This is a genomic window from Acinetobacter guillouiae CIP 63.46 (genome assembly GCF_000368145.1).
GTDB classification, from domain to species: Bacteria; Pseudomonadota; Gammaproteobacteria; order Pseudomonadales; family Moraxellaceae; genus Acinetobacter; species Acinetobacter guillouiae.
Genome location: NZ_KB849286.1, coordinates 98,505 through 114,846 on the forward strand (window position 1 = coordinate 98,505; position 16,342 = coordinate 114,846).

Consider the following 16,342-nt stretch of genomic DNA (forward strand, 5'->3'; position numbering starts at 1 on the left):
AAATACTTTTGGCACATGTAACTATGGCAACACAACTAGAATCTTCTTTACACATCTCTGATTTAATTTTACAAGCGAGCCCTGTGGTTCAATTGGTGATGCTAATCTTAGTACTCGCATCCGTTTTTAGTTGGTATTTGATTGCCAAGTTGCATATGGGCTATAAGAAAGCACATCAAGGCGATGAGCACTTCCAAAAAATCTTCTGGTCTGGTGCTGAACTCAATACCTTATATAACAATGCTCAGCTTAATTCTAAGCGAAGCGGTTTAGAAGATATTTTCTATCAAGGTTTAAGTGAGTTTTTAAAACTTAAAAAACGTCATGCTGAAACTGCATCAATGATTGAAGGTACTGAACGTATCTTGCGTGTAGGACTCAGTCGTGACCAAGGTCGTTTAGAGCAAGGCTTAAGCTCTCTCGCCAGTATCGGTTCTGTCGCACCTTATATTGGTTTATTTGGTACTGTTTGGGGCATTATGAGTGCATTCATTGGCTTAGCTCAGGTTGAACAAGTTACCTTAGCCACTGTTGCACCAGGTATTGCTGAAGCATTGATTGCAACTGCGATTGGTTTATTTGCTGCAATACCAGCGGTACTAGCATTTAACCATTACACTGCAAAAGGCGAAGAAATTTATTCAGATCGTGCATTATTTGCAGAAGAAATGGTGGCGCTATTACAACGTCAGTCTGTGGGAACTACACAGGAAGATGAATAATGACAATCCAACGTTCTGGACGTTTTGAACGCGTCAAAAAACCTTTAAAAAGTGATATGAATGTCGTTCCATATATAGACGTCATGTTGGTTTTATTGGTTATTTTTATGGTGACAGCACCCATGATTACCACGGGTGTTAAAGTTGATTTACCTCAAGCAAACAATAATCCGATTCAATCTGAAGATCGACCAGCCATCGTGACTTTAGAAGCAGATGGTACGATTAAACTTGAAGACAAAAACCATAAAAATGAGGTTTTAACTTTAGATGAGTTAAAAACAGTACTTACAGAAAATCAGCAACAGGCTCAAGCAAATAACAAGCAATTGAGTGTCTTGATCAATGGTAGTGAATCACGCCCTTATGGTGAAGTCATGAAACTCATGTCTACACTGCAAGATGCTGGTTTAAGCCAAGTGGGTTTACTGACAGAGTCTGTAAAGTAAGTTATGAAAAATATTCAAAAGCCACAATCTAAAGAAAAAGCGATTGCACTTGGATTTACCTTAGGTATTCATGTGGTGGCGATTACTGGCTTACTTTTTCTCGGTTTAAGTCAACCACCTGAGCCACCCAAGCAAATTAAAACCGTTTTAATTAAGCCTGAAGATTTACCACCGCCTGAACCCAAGCCTTTAGTAGAAACTGATGCCACTGAAACGGCAGATAGCAAGGTTGCAGAAAATACTCAGCAAACAGCGGAACCCGATCAAACTGCACCAGAAATTCCAACTGAAGCAAATAACACACCAGATACCAAGGCGATAGATGCACAAAAAGCTGCCGAACAGGCCAAGGCAGCCGCATTAGAACAGCAATTGGCTATGGCAGCGGCTAAAGCAGCACAAGAAAAAGCCTTAAAACTTTCTCAAGCTAAAGCAGATGCTGCGGAAAAAGCCAAACAAGAGGCAGCTGAAAAAGTAAAGCAGGCTAAAAATGCTGCTGAGAAAGCTAAGGCAGAAGCTGAAGCAAGATCTAAAGCAGATGCAGCAGCTAAGGCCAAGCAAGAGGCGCTTCAAAAAGCCAAAGCGGATGCTGCGGAAAAAGCCAGACTCGCAAGACTCAATGCCGAAGCAAAAAGCAAAGCAGAAGCTGCAGAAAAAGTCAGAAAAGAAGCCGCAGATAAGGCCCAACAAGCCAAAGCCGATGCTGCTGCAAAAGCCAAGGCAGATGCTAACGCAAAAGCCAAAACGGATGCTGCTGCAAAAGCTAAAGCAGATGCTGCTGCAAAGGCTAAAGCGGATGCTAATGCAAAAGCCAAAGCGGACGCTGCTGAAAAAGCCAAAGCGGATGCTAATGCAAAAGCTAAAGCAGATGCTGCTGCAAAAGCCAAAGCGGATGCTGCTGCAAAAGCTAAAGCGGATGCTAATGCAAAAGCCAAGGCAGATGCCGCGGCAAAAGCCAAAGCGGATGCGGACGCAAAACGTAAAGCTGATCTAGCACGCGAATTAGATGAAGAAAAAGCCTCTGCTGCTGAAAAAGCCAAAGAAGCTGCTGCAAATAAAAAGGCAGAAGCGAGAAAAGTTGCATCTTCTGCGAAAAAGGACTTTGAAAGTAAAGTTCGGAATGCTTGGCGTATGCCTGCTGGCTCAACAGGTCAAAAGGCAACAGCTCGTGTCACACTAACGGATAGCGGTTCTGTGGCCTCGATCATTGTCAATGCATCAGACCCAGATGTAAAAGCAAGTGTGGAACAAGCAGTTCGCAATGCTGCACCTTTCCCGATGCCATCTGATCCAGATGCCAGACGCGAAGCACGAAGTTTTAGTGCAAATTTTACAGTGAAATAATCTTAAAATTACACCCTGTCTTGGCAGGGTGTAATTTAATGCAAGAACAATCACTCGGAAAAATCAAATGCGAGTTAAACCTATATTTGTAGCAATTTCATTATTTTTTCCAACTGCATTATTATTTGCAAAAAATATCGAGCAAGAAAAAATACTTGAAGTAAATACGCAACAACACCCACCTTCTGCGTCATACGAAAAAAACCCGTCTGTAGCAACAACGGAAGCATTACTTCTACAAAGTCAAATGGCTCAGCGGATAAATACCGCTAGAGTCAATCGTATTGTTAAAAAGTTGAGAAATTTAACAATCATCCAAGAAAATGCTGATGTTATTATTTACTTAGATGACAGTGGGAATGTAAAAGATATTTTAATCACAGAACAGGACAGCGAAACGTTTTCAAACGCAATCAAAACGGCGATTCAGCAAACAGCACCTTTTGAAATGTCTAAACAGTCATCGCTCAATCAATTATTAAAAGTGATTCGCATCAAATTCCGTGCTGAATAATTCTCTATTCAACACGAGACAATATATTTTAATGGCAGCAACAATGACATTGTTGTCAAATCTATAAAAAAGTAATTTTTAAAGCTGCACCATTTAAAATACCCAAAGATCAAGCCGAAATTCATTGGTGTTATAAATTTTAATTTAATTTTTTTAGTAAATCTGTTCAATGATAATCTTTTGTTCACAATTACATGCTTTATATAGATTAAAATCATGTCTTTGTGCTACAAAGCTAAGCATAGTTAAAAATTGATATTTGAGTACATGAAGTCCAATGAAAATCATGCCTAAACATCTATTAGGATTCGCAATTATTGTTGCATTTAGTCCAGCATTGATCACCACATCATATGCACAATTGCAATTAGAAATTGCCAAAGCACCTGAATCTGCACCTAAAATTGCCATCATTCCATTTAGTAATGATCAATCTATCTACCCTATTGTTGAACAAGATTTAAATCGCTCTGGGCGCTTTACCAGTTCATCAAAAAATCTTCCTGCAACTGCAAACATAAACAATATAAATGCGGAAGCATGGAAAGCGGCTGGGGTTCCTTATGTGGTTTTAGGTGACTCTAAAACCAATGCAGATGGCTCATTGGCAGTACATTACCAACTCTATGATGTTGAAAAGCAGAAATTCCTATTAAATGAATTGCTCTCAATCCCAGCATCACGTGTACGTTCTGCGGCACATATGATCAGTGACGCAATTTATCAAGCGCTTACAGGGATTCAAGGTGACTTCACAGGACGTATTGCTTATGTGTTACGTAACCCTGCAACACCAGAGACTCGTTATACCTTACAAATTGCAGATACCGATGGTGAGCAACCTAAAACGGTATTAAGTTCAAGAGATCCTATTCTCTCACCTGCTTGGACGCCAGATGCGAAAAAAATTGCATATGTTTCATTTGAAACCAAGCGCCCTGCTATTTATATCCAAGATTTAGCCACAGGTGCACGTGAAAAACTCGCTGCATTTCGCGGTTTAAACGGTGCACCAAGTTTCTCTCCTGATGGGAAATCAATGCTGTTTACTGCGTCAATGCATGGAAATCCTGAAGTTTATCAAATGGATTTAGATTCACGTCAAGTGAAGCGCATGACCAACGATAGCGCAATTGACACAGAAGCACGTTATGCTCCAGATGGAAAATCGTTTATTTTCACATCTGACCGTGGTGGATCAGCACAAATTTACCGTTATAGTTTTGATGACGGCTCGACCAAACGTTTAACTTTCCGTGGTGCATTTAATGCACGCGGTACATTAAGTGCCGATGGTAAATATGTGGCATTGGTACACCGCCCTTCTGGTAGTAACTACAAAGTTGCCATTCAGGAAATTTCTACAGGTATCACCAATATTTTGACACCAACAAGTTTAGATGAATCACCAAGCTTTTCTCCAAATGGGCAAATGGTGGTTTATGCAACACGTGAGGGTAATCGTGGCTTATTGGCAATCATGTCTACAGATGGTCGCTTCCGCATGAACTTACCAAGTGAACAAGGTGAAGTACGTGAACCGGCTTGGGCCCCTAAATAATTTAATCAAGATGTAAATCACTTATTTAAAATTGAAATACCGGAGATCAACATGAAGTCAATTCAATATCTAGCTTTACCCTTATTAGCAGCAAGCTTGGTGATGACAGGTTGTGCAAGCCGTAAACCTGCTGCCACTGTAGAATCAGGAACCAATCCAAATAGTGCGACGACAGTAAATACCAGTGGTTTAAGTGAAGATGCTGCTTTAAATGCACAAAACTTAAATGGTGCTTCATCTAAAGGCGTGACTGAAGCCAATAAAGCATTTTTAGCAAAACGTGTGGTACATTTTGATTATGACAGTAGTGATCTTTCCAATGATGACTACCAAACACTACAAGCACATGCGCAGTTCTTGATTGCCAATGCCAACTCTAAAGTGGCATTAACAGGTCATACAGATGAACGTGGTACGCGTGAGTACAACATGGCTTTAGGTGAGCGTCGTGCTAAAGCTGTTGAAAGCTACCTGATCACCAATGGTGTTAAAGCAACCCAATTAGAAGCGGTAAGCTACGGTAAAGAAATGCCGATCAATGCTGGTCATGATGAAGCAGCTTGGAAAGAAAACCGCCGTGTTGAAATCAACTACGAAGCCGTTCCTCCTCTTTTAAAATAATGCCAAAGTTGCATTATTAAAATAGACCATAAAAAATGCCCAATTCAATTGGGCATTTTTATTATAATTTCTTCTTATTCAGCGCCCCTATTTCAAGATAAAGTATTGATTTTATATATTAAAATAAGAAACTGCTTACCATGTTCAAGGTAATTTATATTAATAACGCCATTTCTTGAGTATTTGCTCATTAAATACCGCAATAAACCGTTTCACTACCCATTCATCCACTTCATCTGGATGTGCTTCAGCAAAAAACTCAGACTGCACTAAAATCAGACAACCTTTAATATAGTCATCCACACAGTCCAATATTTTACTTAAATAAGGCGTGTCGTCATGATCAAAGTAATAGATTTCTTTGCTGCTGTCATGAAAGCAAAACATATTGCCATTACCAAGATAATCACTAAATGTAATCAGATGAGGTAAAACTGCTAAATCGGTCTGACTAAATTCAGGCGCATATTGCGGTGCATTTGCCCAAATATCTTTTAAGTAGCCAATATCATCAAATTGCTGCAATTGTTCACCAATATCAGCAACCCCAAAGTGCTGATAAAAGATCTTTAAAGATTCAGGTAAGTGACAATTTAAACGCTGTTCAAGTTTAAAAATTTGCTCATCATCAATTGCAGGTACAATCTCATCATCATTGAAATCAGCAAGAGATTCTAAAATTAGGCGAGTTTTAACATCCCACTCTGGTTCACCAATTTTATTAAATGGAATGATAATGTCTGTTTTGTGATCAATCTCTATCATGAAGATTTATTGTTCGGAGTTAATATAAAATAAATGAATAGAAAAAAGCGCTCATATAGTAATGAACGCTTTTTATTGATTAAGCCTTTGACTCATCTGGCTTGGGGCTTTGCATAGATTCAATCATGTCATGCTTATTGAATTCTTTGAATTCAGGCTTAGCTTCGTAATTCTTCCATGCTTCTTTCACTTTTTCAGCACTAATATCTTTTAAATCAATGCTTTCATTTGGAGTCGGAGTCGCTTCAAACTTTGTCGTTGTCATGTCAGTGCTCCTTTACGCTATTGTACGTATATTCAACATAACACTTTCTAAAATACTTTCAAGGGTAATTTCACGACAAATAACACAGGATAATTTCTATTTTGTGCTGAACTCATCTAAAATAGCCTCCATTATTTGGTTTGTAAAAATTTATCGCTTTTGGAGCACCTCTGATATGTCATATCGCACCCTATCCCAATATTTAGAACAACAACAAGGGAACTTAACATCTGAACTTGCCAATGTAATTGAAACAATTGCAAATACCTGCAAAACCATTGATCAGGCTTTACAGAAAGGTGCTTTAGCTGGTGTCTTGGGGAGTGCACAACATGAAAATGTACAAGGTGAAGAGCAAAAAAAACTTGATGTGATTTCAAATGACTATTTGATTGATGCTTTAAAAGCCAATCCAAATGTAGGTGGACTCGCATCTGAAGAATTAGATGAATTTACCCCAGCTCAAGAAAATGGCAAATATTTGGTTTTATTTGATCCATTAGATGGTTCAAGCAATATTGACATTAATATGTGTGTAGGAACAATTTTTTCTATCCTTCCTGCTCAAAATGCCGTAACGCAAGCTGAAGACTTCATGCAAGCAGGTATTCAACAAGTTTCAGCAGGTTATGTGCTTTATGGCCCATCGACAATGATGGCTTTGACCGTTGGCGCGGGTGTTGTATTTTTCACTTACGACCCTGAAGAAAAGCAATTCTTGCTCACTTCTGAAAATATTCAAGTTGCTGCGGATACCAAAGAGTTTGCGATTAACTCATCAAACCAACGTCATTGGGAAGCGCCTGTAAAACGTTATATCGATGAACTACAAGCGGGTAAAACATCTATACGTGAAAAAGATTTCAATATGCGTTGGGTGGCGTGTATGGTGGGTGATATTCATCGTATTTTATGTCGTAGCGGTATTTTCTTATATCCATACGATACTAAAGATCCTAAAAAAGCAGGTCGTCTACGTTTAATGTATGAAGCCAACCCAATGAGTATGTTAATGGAACAAGCTGGCGGCGCATCGACTACAGGTCGTACACGTATTCTAGAGATTCAACCGACTGAGTTACATCAACGTGTTCCTGTTATCATTGGTTCTAAGAATGAAGTTGAGCTTGTTACCAGCTACCACAACTAATTCTTCTCTCTTTTCTTACTCTCTATTTAGGGAGTAACGCCAGCTAGGGTCTGTTGCAATTTCTTTATAGAATGATCACAGACCCTACTTAATTTTTTGGACGTACTCTCCCATGCCTACAATTTTCCTTGAATCAAAAGACAATCCCAAAATTAAACACCTCAGAGGTTTAATTGAACAAAACACTTACCGTAAAAAACAGGGACAAACTGTACTTGAGGGAACCCATCTTACGCTTGCATGGTTAGAAAAAGGTCGAAAAATCAATTCAATTTTCACCACTGAACATGCCTTAGATCATGAAGATTTAGGCAGTATCCTTGACCAATATCAAGGTATCGTGTTTGTGGTGGGTGAATCTTTATACAAAGATTTAAGTACCCTTGGGACCAGCCTTGCATGTCTAGCCATTGTGGATTTACCAAGTTCAACTCAGGCACTGAATTTTACTGAAGACACGCTAATTCTTGAAAATGTCCAAGATCCGGGCAATGTTGGCACATTACTCAGATCAGCCGCCGCCGCGGGTATTGAACAAATTGTCTGTACCAAAGGTTCTGCATCATTATGGTCACCACGAGTATTACGTGCCGGTATGGGGGCGCATTTTTCATTACACACATATGAAAACGTGATCCTTGAAGACCTACTCAAGCAATTTAAAATTCCTGTGTATGTCACCAGTTCGCATCAGGCAGAAAGCCTTTACACTAAAAACCTGCGCAAACAATGTGTTTGGATTCTAGGTAACGAAGGTCAAGGCGTTTCAGATTTTGCCCTTAAACGCGCAGAAGCGGTATCTATTCCGCAACCTGGTGGTCAAGAATCCCTCAATGTTGCAGTTGCAGGCTCGATTTGTTTCTTTGAAATGGTTAGACAACGACTATAAGGTTAATTTATTTTAAATATTGCCCGTTATTGGAAAAAATCATTTAAACTGAAAAAAATAATTGATTTACATGTCAACCCAAACCATTTTTTTAACGTTATAGAGATATGAATTTAAAATAATGGTGGGTACCCATGACGGGATTTTCCATCTCTATGGACTTAGCACCAAAGAAGTCACAGTCTGAAACAGCAAGTGCTCAAACGAGTACGAGTGAGCAGCGCCTGCGTTTTTTCATGCAGGACGTGACGGGTCGTGCCCTAGTGATGATGGAAAATGCAACCCAAGGTCACAATGGGATTGCGATGGATTTGGTACAGGAAGCATTTATTTCCTTACATAAATCTTATGCTGAGAAATCTACCGAAGAGTGGTATCCACTGTTCTATACAATTTTAAATAACAAATTACAAGATTGGCGACGCAAAGAAGCACGACGCGCTTCTCCATTTTCGTTATTTCGAAAAATTGATTTAGATTCTGATGATGAAGAGGCCATGGAAATTGTGGATGAATCCACACCTAATCCACTTCAATTTCTAGATCAAGATGTCACCGTTGAGGAAATTCAAGAAGCCATTAGCCGCCTCCCTGTACGCCAGCAACAAGCATTTATGTTACGCGCTTGGGAAGGATTTGATACTCAAACCACTGCATCTATTATGAACTGTACAGAAGGTAGTGTAAAAACCCATTATCACAGAGCTATTCAAGGACTAAGAACTTCGCTCTCACATTTAAATCCGTATGGAGGTTCATCACATGAATAATGATGATTTCACCAAACAAGTGACGGCAAAACTGGATGAAGCTGCACGTAATCACCGCAATAAAGCAGTGGTGATGAACAATGTGCTTGATCATATCCAAGATAAACAAACCTCACGTTTTGGTCACTGGAAAATGACTGGCTTTGCGCTTGCAGCGGCAATTACTGGTTTTGTTGTGATTCCCAATGCTTTTGATGTATCACCAGAATCGCAAACTCCGCAACAAGTGGTGATTAGCCCTAAACTTTCACCTCAAATGATGGAAGATTTAGATATGTTGTCTGTATTTGGTGAGGATAAAAATTCTCATGGCAGCTAGAAAATTAGCTTTGGCATTTTGTGCTATTGGTTTTCTACAAACAAGTTTTGCTGGATTTGAACGTTTTTGGATTTTTTCTAAAGATGCGAACAGTCAAGTCAATGAAACATGGGATGCCCTTTCTGAGGACGAACAAAAAGCACTAATTAAACGCTATCAAAATTTAAAAGAAATTCCGACTGATCAAAGTGCAGCACTGCAACAACGCATGGATTGGTTTACTCAGCTTCCTGAACAAGAAAAGCAAAAAATGCGTGAAGTCTGGCAGCAAATGAGCACCGCTGAACGCAACGAAATGCGCAAAAAAATGCAAAAAGCATCAACATCTGATGAGCGCAATGAAATTCGTGAACAATATATGGTGAAATATCAACAGAATATCACGGGTTCACATTAAGCATATTTTTAAATTTTATTCATTGCCAGTTATTTAACTGGCTTTTTATCTTCAAACTCAACATCGTCAAAATCCAAACACACCATTACTGACAATTCTCCTCTCTCATAATTTTAAAATTAAAATGCTGAATTTCTAATTTTCATGCATAAAAAACCTGCACAAGGCAGGTTTTTCATCACTTAAATTCGAAAACGAATTACAAGCTATAGTACATATCAAATTCAACTGGGTGAGTCGTCGTATTTAAACGACGTACATCTTCAGTTTTAAGCTCGATGTATGCATCCAACATTTCTTTTGTGAATACACCACCTTTAAGAAGGAACTCATGATCCGCTTCAAGTGCTTCAAGTGCCATATCTAGGCTATGCGCAACTGTTGGGATTTTAGCTTCTTCTTCAGGAGGAAGATCATATAAGTTTTTATCAGCTGCTTCACCTGGGTGGATCTTGTTTTGAATACCATCAAGACCAGCCATCAATAATGCTGCAAAACCTAAGTATGGGTTCATCATTGGATCAGGGAAACGCGCTTCAATACGTTTACCTTTAGGGCTAGAAACGTATGGGATACGAATCGAAGCAGAACGGTTACGTGCAGAATAAGCAAGCATAATTGGCGCTTCGAAATGAGGAACCAAACGCTTATATGAGTTAGTAGAAGGGTTTGTGATCGCATTCAATGCACGCGCATGCTTGATGATACCACCGATGAAGTAAAGCGCCATTTCTGAAAGACCAGCGTATTCATCACCAGCAAACAAGTTCTTGCCATCTTTAGAGATAGACATGTGAACATGCATACCTGAACCGTTATCACCAACCATAGGCTTAGGCATAAACGTCGCTGTTTTCGCATATTGATGCGCAACGTTCCATACAGCATATTTGAACTGTTGAACTTCGTCAGCTTTACGAACCATCGTATTGAAGCTTACACCAATTTCTAATTGGCAAGATGCAACTTCATGATGGTGCACTTCTACACGACCAGGGCCCATGATGTCTTCGATACGTGCACACATTTCAGCACGCATATCTTGTGAAGAATCTACTGGAGGAACTGGGAAATAACCACCTTTAACACGAGGACGGTGGCCAGAGTTACCTGCTTCGTAGTCTTTACCTGTAGACCAAGCAGCTTCTTCAGCGATTAATGTATGGCGAGCGCCAGACATATCGATGTCCCATTTAACTTCATCAAAAACGAAGAATTCTGGTTCTGGACCAAAGAATGCAGTATCACCAATACCTGTTGATTTTAGGTATTCTTCCGCACGACGAGCAATCGAACGTGGATCACGGTCATAACCTTGACCAGTAGATGGTTCAATAACATCACAAGTAACGACGATGGTTGCTTCAGCAAAGAACGGGTCAAGGAAAGCAGTTTCAGGATCTGGACGTAAAATCATGTCAGATGCTTCAATGCCTTTCCAACCAGCAATTGAAGAACCATCAAACATTTTACCATCTTCAAAAGTATCTTCATCGATAGTGTCTGATGGGTAGCTTACGTGCTGCTCTTTACCCTTAGTATCAGTAAAGCGAAAATCGACCCATTTTGCGCCACTTTCTTGTATGAGTTGAAGGACCTTGTTCGCCATGCTCATTTTGCTCCAATGAATTTTTGTTGCACTTGTGAAGTGCGTGTTAGTAGTTGGTATTTATAAAGCAAGTAGCATACCAACTTTTAAAATAATTGCTAAAATATTGAATTTCTTATCAGAAAATAAGCTTAGCAACGATTAAATTCCATCTATTATACTGAGTGCAAATAGAATTGCACCATATTCAAACACACTTCTCATTTTAAAATTATTACGCACAATTTTAACGCACTATTTTTGTGCAAACTGAATAAAATGTTTTATCTTGGTGCTTATATTACGCGAACAACACTTTTTATCGACTATTTTTTAAGATGATGGCAATTTTTTATTTCAAAAGCATTAAAATAAGGCGTATTCAGTCTGTATACGCCTTTAACATTGTTCTATACAGCCTTTAATAAAGCAATGTGATTTTACAATCTACGATCTACTATATCGACAATTAGCCAAATTCGACTTCGGCTCTTGCAATAAGCGCTTCAACCATGATCAATACATCATCTTTTTTTCTGGCATCCACCGCAAAAATTGGCATGGTCAATTGATTTAATTGCATCCAATCTTTATAAGGTTTTAGTAGATGCTGCGGATTTTCATCTATATGGGTCACACCAACCACAATATTGTTGAGATGTTCCTTAAAACTTTGAAAATAAAATTTTAAATCTTCCAGAGCATCTTTTTGCGTATGATCAATCAACACCACCGCGCCGATTGCACCTTTACATATCACTGACCAAACAAAATCAAAGCGATCCTGCCCTGGTGTTCCATATAATCCAACAATAACGCCTTCATCTAATTTAATTTCACCATAGTCAATCCCGACAGTGGTCAATGCTTTACTGTGTGCTTGCTCATCTGTATTTTGTGCTTCTGTAGATAAGACTGAAATTTCAGATAATGATTTGATTGCTTCTGTTTTACCAGCGCCCATTTTACCGCCAAAAACAATTTTATACTTTTGTAAGATCACATCATCACCTATTTTTAAACTTATCACTGCATCATATAAACTGACTATGCATTTATTTATCGTGTCAGTTTAAACAAACTTGATTTAAGGGTTAATTTTTACAAGCCTTATTTGATTCGCATGTTTTTCACACACTTAAAGCCCTAATTTTTTCCTTAACTTACCAAAAAACCCACGTAAAATGCCTGAAGATTGTTTTTCCTCAGTGAGTAATTTTGCATCTTCAACCGCTATTTTTTTCAGCGCATTGGTCAATATGCCAATCGAAACAAATTTAGCGACTTGCTCTTTGCTATAACCTGTTTTCTGAGTCACTTGGGAAACACTTGCTCCCAATTCAAAACACGCTGCAATTTTAAAAACCATTTGCCGCTCATTTTGATGATTCGGTTGCGGCCAATCTAGCAGTTTATAACAATCGTTAGAACTGATTGGAATATTGACATCATCTGAATACCACAATAAATTCCACACCCAAGATCTAAGTTCTATACCTTGAAAAGTACTGACAGACTGTGCCATTTGCATAGTTGCATAAGTAAAATTTAAAGAAACATCCGTTCCCTGCACTTTTCGTAAAGGGTCTATCCAAACTTGCTGTGTGCGAATATTAACTAATGCGATGTTGCCTTTTGAGTCGAATACTTGAACGTTGCCATTTCTTTCATTAAAAAGCTCAGCAACCACCTTGGTTAAATCGGCTTTTTTTGAAATCTGATTGACAATATTGACTGCTTTATCACTGACAGGTACATGTAAATAGCGATCTTTAAACCATTTTCGAATTTCATCTGAGGGGGAAAAAGGTAAATATAATTTATCTCCTTCTATTTGCCCTGATTTTTCATTCTTATTGACCAGACGCAAATAAGGGACTTTTTTTACACCAACCAAATTTTGAATTGTAGGTGAACTAAAAAACATATCATTTACAAGAAGAATATCTAAATGAGGGTCAGCAATATTCGCCCAACTTACTTGAAGTGAGTCATCATACATAGATCGTATTTTCTGCTTAATTGCATCGAGCACATTTAAACTCAAACCGAATATAGCGATTTTTATTTCTTCTTTCATTTAGCCCCCATGGCCTCGCATAGAATGTGAACAGTTTATCATTTTTATAGAAAAATAAAATACAAAACACTATATTTGCTGTAAAAAAATTGTACAAATTTAATATACTATTAAGCGTATAAAATACAAGAATAGTTATTAAAAAAAATATCAAACAAAACTAAAACCAAACATTAAAAGTAATATATATCTTTAAATTTCAATAAATTAATTTAAAACAAGGTAAGATCAGTGATATTTCAGCATAGAAATAATACCAATCAAATTTAATAAAACTAAATGTTTTATTTAAAAATATTAATAACATTTGTATATTAATATCGATAACATGAATAAATCTATTTTAACTTGATCAATTAATCTTATATTCTCATGCATCCAATAGATGTTTTTAGCATGTATTGGCTTACCCTGCTTATTAAATAAGTAATATCCAGTGCTCTAAAATGTCTAAAGAATAAACCAGAGCTTCAACAGCAACAATTTCGTTAACATGGGTTCAAAATTGTTGTGTTAAGTGAACTGAATGAGAATGAACGTTTTACCACATTGATGATAAATAGCGATGAGCTTTGTTTTAAAGGTGACAAGCCAAGTGGGCAATCGTTTTGGCATTTTCGTTTTAATAAAAACATTGATGAGTTTTGATATCTCCCATTACCTTGTACCCTGCTGTAGGTTTGCCTAAAGCACGCAAGTAAGAGGTAGTGTAAGCATTTTCAACAGAAGAAATTTATTTTATCAACGATAGATAAGAGAAAAGGATAATTCTTAATAGTGCTTTAATCAGAGGAACCTATTTAATGATGTTATGCAAGAATTAAAAATTGGAAGGCTTACCAGAAAGTTAAAAAATTTTTAGCTTTATTTGAGATAGTGCTAGATAGAGATTTTGTAAAAATTATTTGCAATGAGAACACAAGAGAGATCAACTCAACCACCATTTATCACCAAATCTTTAAAATTACATAAAAATCAATATTATAAATAAGAACCTTACCCTAAATAAGAAGGCAAGCGTAATTTCTCTTTGCCTTTTCATAAATGAGCTAAGAACTATTCGTTAGTAATTACATATCATCGACATAGCTCCTTCATAGATTGAACCATCTTTAAGTTTAATTTTATAAATAGAGCCTGCTACAACGCTATTTTTACCGTTATTAGAAATATTAAATGTCCCTATATTACTTGATTGACCTTGTTGATTTTCTATTCCTAATAAGTTAAAGGAGTTATAAGCGTTAAAATTTTCAACCCAATTCATTGATGAGTTATATGAAGTTTCATCACTTCCTATTTTAGCTGTAAATGAAATACCTATTGCTCCATCTGGGTTTAATGTAACGCTTCCATTATGTATAGTCGGAGAAACAAAGTAATTATTACTTTTATCATTTGTTATTTTTGCTTGGGTCGCATTTATATCTGTACAATTCACTCTTTTAATTGAGGAAGATTCAAGTTTTTTCGTTAGTGGTGAAGATACAAAATAATAATATGAACCATTCGCATATTTAGAAACATCTGTCGTTTTATTTTCCCCATCCGCCGCATAATCTATATTACCTCCAGCTATTCGAGCTATGGCATAATTTTTATTACCTGAAATTTCTTTACCAACAATAGTTCCAGATAATTTATATGCACCAAACTCAGTAATAATGCCAATATCATTTTGTTTAACCGCAGTAATATTGGATGAGCCACTTGATTCAGGAAAAGAATAAATAATTCTATATGCTTTTGATGTATCAAGCTTCTCAACAATCGACCCTGTAGAATTATTGTTGGTATTAGAACCATTGTTCGAATTTGTGTTAGAATCATTGTTTGAGTTCGAGTTATTATCACTCCCCCCACCACAAGCAACTAATCCGATTCCTAAAAAAGCGACTAAAATAGGTTTATTAAATAACTTCATAATGACATTCCTATACTTATATTCAAGAAAGTATTTATTTAAAAATACTATTCATAATAAAATTACATCAATTTTCTTATAAAACACTTAATAAAATCATTAAGCATTCGAATAAAACATATAAACTCAATTTAAAAATAGTGTCAAGCAATTATTCAACAACCCTATTAAAAAATAATTAACCAATTTATTCGAAATCTAAATATTAATTCAAACCCTACTCAACTTTTAAATTAAAAGTAATCCACCATATATAAACACTTAAAAAATACGAATATTACTTTGAATGAACAGACAAATTATTCCTACATAAAAGAAGCTTAAATGGTTTTCAAGATGATCACTTATTAAATAATGCTTAGTAATTTTTAAAACTGAATCGTCTCAATATGGCGAAGTTTCTATAGTATTTCCAAAGTTACACTTATTCCTCTAGCTAAAGCTTCAGCTAGATTGTAACTCCCCGCCATGATGCTATTGAATTCTTCACCAAGAAGTACATCACCTTGCATTGCCTGAATAAATTGGGTAACCGCACCATCTACTGTTTTGGCTGATCCGTCACCAATTTAAATCGCTTGAGCTACTGTTTTTGTAAGATCTAACGCCTGTTCTTGCGTTATCCCCCATTTCTTTGCCAACTGCATTAAGGCAAGTGCATAAATAAACAGCTGTAGTTAAATTAGAATTGGTTGCTAGTGCAACTTGGTGGATGCCTGCCATTGCTTAGTTAAAATTTTGTGGCTATGTTTATTTGCGCTGAACGGTTTGTATATAAGTGTACTGCTTACCTAATCCTTAGATACTTAAGCCAACACCTAAGGCTACCATAGTCGGTAAATTGCACCATTCATTCCCTATTACAAGCCAGTTGTATTAGTCTAAAAGTTTTAAGTGAAAATCATTAGAACCTAAAGCCATTTGATATTCTCAACTCTTTTACAGACATAAAAAACCACCCGAAGGTGGTGATTAATTCTTAAA

18 protein-coding genes are annotated in these 16,342 nt (G+C 37.1%); 11 read left to right on the top strand and 7 right to left on the bottom strand.

Annotated elements, in window-relative coordinates:
• Nucleotides 1-23: 23 nt before the first annotated feature.
• The 6 genes from tolQ (at nucleotide 24) to pal (ending at nucleotide 5,211) form a co-directional block, all read left to right on the top strand.
• A complete protein-coding gene (gene tolQ, locus F981_RS18965; RefSeq protein ID WP_004724528.1) occupies nucleotides 24-722 on the top strand; it encodes a protein TolQ in 699 nt (232 codons plus the stop codon).
• Nucleotides 722-1,171, top strand: coding sequence for a protein TolR (gene tolR / locus F981_RS18970; protein ID WP_004724530.1), 450 nt, complete (start codon nucleotides 722-724; stop codon nucleotides 1,169-1,171). Before tolQ ends, tolR begins: the two co-directional genes overlap by 1 nt.
• 3 nt (nucleotides 1,172-1,174) lie before the next feature.
• The gene (gene tolA / locus F981_RS18975) at nucleotides 1,175-2,515 is read left to right on the top strand and encodes a cell envelope integrity protein TolA (RefSeq protein WP_004724532.1); all 1,341 of its coding nucleotides are present in this window, start codon (nucleotides 1,175-1,177) and stop codon (nucleotides 2,513-2,515) included.
• Nucleotides 2,516-2,582: 67 nt separating this feature from the next.
• Nucleotides 2,583-3,029, top strand: a complete 447-nt coding sequence (locus tag F981_RS18980; protein WP_004724534.1) for a hypothetical protein — start codon at nucleotides 2,583-2,585, stop codon at nucleotides 3,027-3,029.
• Between the two features lie 277 nt (nucleotides 3,030-3,306).
• Nucleotides 3,307-4,590: a Tol-Pal system beta propeller repeat protein TolB gene (gene tolB, locus F981_RS18985; protein WP_004724537.1), complete on the top strand. Its 1,284-nt coding sequence runs from the start codon at nucleotides 3,307-3,309 to the stop codon at nucleotides 4,588-4,590.
• Nucleotides 4,591-4,641: 51 nt separating this feature from the next.
• Nucleotides 4,642-5,211, top strand: coding sequence for a peptidoglycan-associated lipoprotein Pal (gene pal, locus F981_RS18990; protein WP_004724538.1), 570 nt, complete (start codon nucleotides 4,642-4,644; stop codon nucleotides 5,209-5,211).
• Nucleotides 5,212-5,370: 159 nt separating this feature from the next.
• Here the strand turns inward: pal and F981_RS18995 are convergent, their stop codons facing one another.
• Both F981_RS18995 and F981_RS19000 read right to left on the bottom strand, forming a co-directional pair.
• Nucleotides 5,371-5,976 (bottom strand): SMI1/KNR4 family protein, encoded by a 606-nt coding sequence (locus tag F981_RS18995; protein WP_004724541.1) that lies wholly within the window; start codon nucleotides 5,974-5,976, stop codon nucleotides 5,371-5,373.
• A 79-nt stretch (nucleotides 5,977-6,055) separates the two neighbouring features.
• On the bottom strand, nucleotides 6,056-6,241 hold the full coding sequence (locus F981_RS19000) for an NF038105 family protein (protein WP_004724542.1): 186 nt from the start codon (nucleotides 6,239-6,241) through the stop codon (nucleotides 6,056-6,058).
• Between the two features lie 175 nt (nucleotides 6,242-6,416).
• Between F981_RS19000 and F981_RS19005 the strand changes: the two genes are divergently transcribed.
• The 5 genes from F981_RS19005 (at nucleotide 6,417) to F981_RS19025 (ending at nucleotide 9,766) form a co-directional block, all read left to right on the top strand.
• Nucleotides 6,417-7,391 (top strand): class 1 fructose-bisphosphatase, encoded by a 975-nt coding sequence (locus tag F981_RS19005; RefSeq protein WP_004724544.1) that lies wholly within the window; start codon nucleotides 6,417-6,419, stop codon nucleotides 7,389-7,391.
• Nucleotides 7,392-7,503: 112 nt separating this feature from the next.
• Nucleotides 7,504-8,280, top strand: coding sequence for a TrmH family RNA methyltransferase (locus F981_RS19010; protein ID WP_004724547.1), 777 nt, complete (start codon nucleotides 7,504-7,506; stop codon nucleotides 8,278-8,280).
• 155 nt (nucleotides 8,281-8,435) lie between these two features.
• The gene (locus F981_RS19015; RefSeq protein WP_016539489.1) at nucleotides 8,436-9,050 is read left to right on the top strand and encodes an RNA polymerase sigma factor; all 615 of its coding nucleotides are present in this window, start codon (nucleotides 8,436-8,438) and stop codon (nucleotides 9,048-9,050) included.
• Nucleotides 9,043-9,369, top strand: a complete 327-nt coding sequence (locus tag F981_RS19020; protein ID WP_004724551.1) for a hypothetical protein — start codon at nucleotides 9,043-9,045, stop codon at nucleotides 9,367-9,369. The genes F981_RS19015 and F981_RS19020 overlap by 8 nt, the downstream gene beginning before the upstream one ends.
• Entirely contained in the window at nucleotides 9,359-9,766 is a 408-nt protein-coding gene (locus F981_RS19025; RefSeq protein ID WP_004724554.1) for a DUF3106 domain-containing protein, read from the top strand. Before F981_RS19020 ends, F981_RS19025 begins: the two co-directional genes overlap by 11 nt.
• Before the next feature lie 199 nt (nucleotides 9,767-9,965).
• On the opposite strand, the gene glnA is transcribed toward F981_RS19025, so the two are convergent.
• From glnA to F981_RS24265, 5 genes are all read right to left on the bottom strand, one after another.
• Nucleotides 9,966-11,381: a type I glutamate--ammonia ligase gene (gene glnA, locus F981_RS19030; RefSeq protein WP_016539490.1), complete on the bottom strand. Its 1,416-nt coding sequence runs from the start codon at nucleotides 11,379-11,381 to the stop codon at nucleotides 9,966-9,968.
• A 442-nt stretch (nucleotides 11,382-11,823) separates the two neighbouring features.
• Nucleotides 11,824-12,357, bottom strand: a complete 534-nt coding sequence (locus F981_RS19035; RefSeq protein ID WP_004724559.1) for a GTP-binding protein — start codon at nucleotides 12,355-12,357, stop codon at nucleotides 11,824-11,826.
• A 135-nt stretch (nucleotides 12,358-12,492) separates the two neighbouring features.
• On the bottom strand, nucleotides 12,493-13,434 hold the full coding sequence (locus tag F981_RS19040; protein ID WP_004724560.1) for a hypothetical protein: 942 nt from the start codon (nucleotides 13,432-13,434) through the stop codon (nucleotides 12,493-12,495).
• Nucleotides 13,435-14,497: 1,063 nt separating this feature from the next.
• Nucleotides 14,498-15,358, bottom strand: coding sequence for a hypothetical protein (locus F981_RS19045; protein ID WP_004724563.1), 861 nt, complete (start codon nucleotides 15,356-15,358; stop codon nucleotides 14,498-14,500).
• A gap of 401 nt (nucleotides 15,359-15,759) precedes the next feature.
• A complete protein-coding gene (locus tag F981_RS24265; protein WP_228722029.1) occupies nucleotides 15,760-15,870 on the bottom strand; it encodes a hypothetical protein in 111 nt (36 codons plus the stop codon).
• Between the last annotated feature and the right edge of the window lie 472 nt (nucleotides 15,871-16,342).

Coding starts and splice junctions, on each gene's coding strand:
- tolA (WP_004724532.1), top strand. CDS start 1,175: ATGAAAAATATTCAAAAGCCACAATCTAAAGAAAAAGCGATTGCACTT.
- tolQ (WP_004724528.1), top strand. CDS start 24: ATGGCAACACAACTAGAATCTTCTTTACACATCTCTGATTTAATTTTA.
- F981_RS18995 (WP_004724541.1), bottom strand. CDS start 5,976: ATGATAGAGATTGATCACAAAACAGACATTATCATTCCATTTAATAAA.
- F981_RS24265 (WP_228722029.1), bottom strand. CDS start 15,870: ATGCAAGGTGATGTACTTCTTGGTGAAGAATTCAATAGCATCATGGCG.
- F981_RS19045 (WP_004724563.1), bottom strand. CDS start 15,358: ATGAAGTTATTTAATAAACCTATTTTAGTCGCTTTTTTAGGAATCGGA.
- tolR (WP_004724530.1), top strand. CDS start 722: ATGACAATCCAACGTTCTGGACGTTTTGAACGCGTCAAAAAACCTTTA.
- F981_RS19025 (WP_004724554.1), top strand. CDS start 9,359: ATGGCAGCTAGAAAATTAGCTTTGGCATTTTGTGCTATTGGTTTTCTA.
- pal (WP_004724538.1), top strand. CDS start 4,642: ATGAAGTCAATTCAATATCTAGCTTTACCCTTATTAGCAGCAAGCTTG.
- glnA (WP_016539490.1), bottom strand. CDS start 11,381: ATGAGCATGGCGAACAAGGTCCTTCAACTCATACAAGAAAGTGGCGCA.
- F981_RS19005 (WP_004724544.1), top strand. CDS start 6,417: ATGTCATATCGCACCCTATCCCAATATTTAGAACAACAACAAGGGAAC.
- tolB (WP_004724537.1), top strand. CDS start 3,307: ATGAAAATCATGCCTAAACATCTATTAGGATTCGCAATTATTGTTGCA.
- F981_RS19040 (WP_004724560.1), bottom strand. CDS start 13,434: ATGAAAGAAGAAATAAAAATCGCTATATTCGGTTTGAGTTTAAATGTG.
- F981_RS19010 (WP_004724547.1), top strand. CDS start 7,504: ATGCCTACAATTTTCCTTGAATCAAAAGACAATCCCAAAATTAAACAC.
- F981_RS19000 (WP_004724542.1), bottom strand. CDS start 6,241: ATGACAACGACAAAGTTTGAAGCGACTCCGACTCCAAATGAAAGCATT.
- F981_RS19015 (WP_016539489.1), top strand. CDS start 8,436: ATGGACTTAGCACCAAAGAAGTCACAGTCTGAAACAGCAAGTGCTCAA.
- F981_RS19020 (WP_004724551.1), top strand. CDS start 9,043: ATGAATAATGATGATTTCACCAAACAAGTGACGGCAAAACTGGATGAA.
- F981_RS18980 (WP_004724534.1), top strand. CDS start 2,583: ATGCGAGTTAAACCTATATTTGTAGCAATTTCATTATTTTTTCCAACT.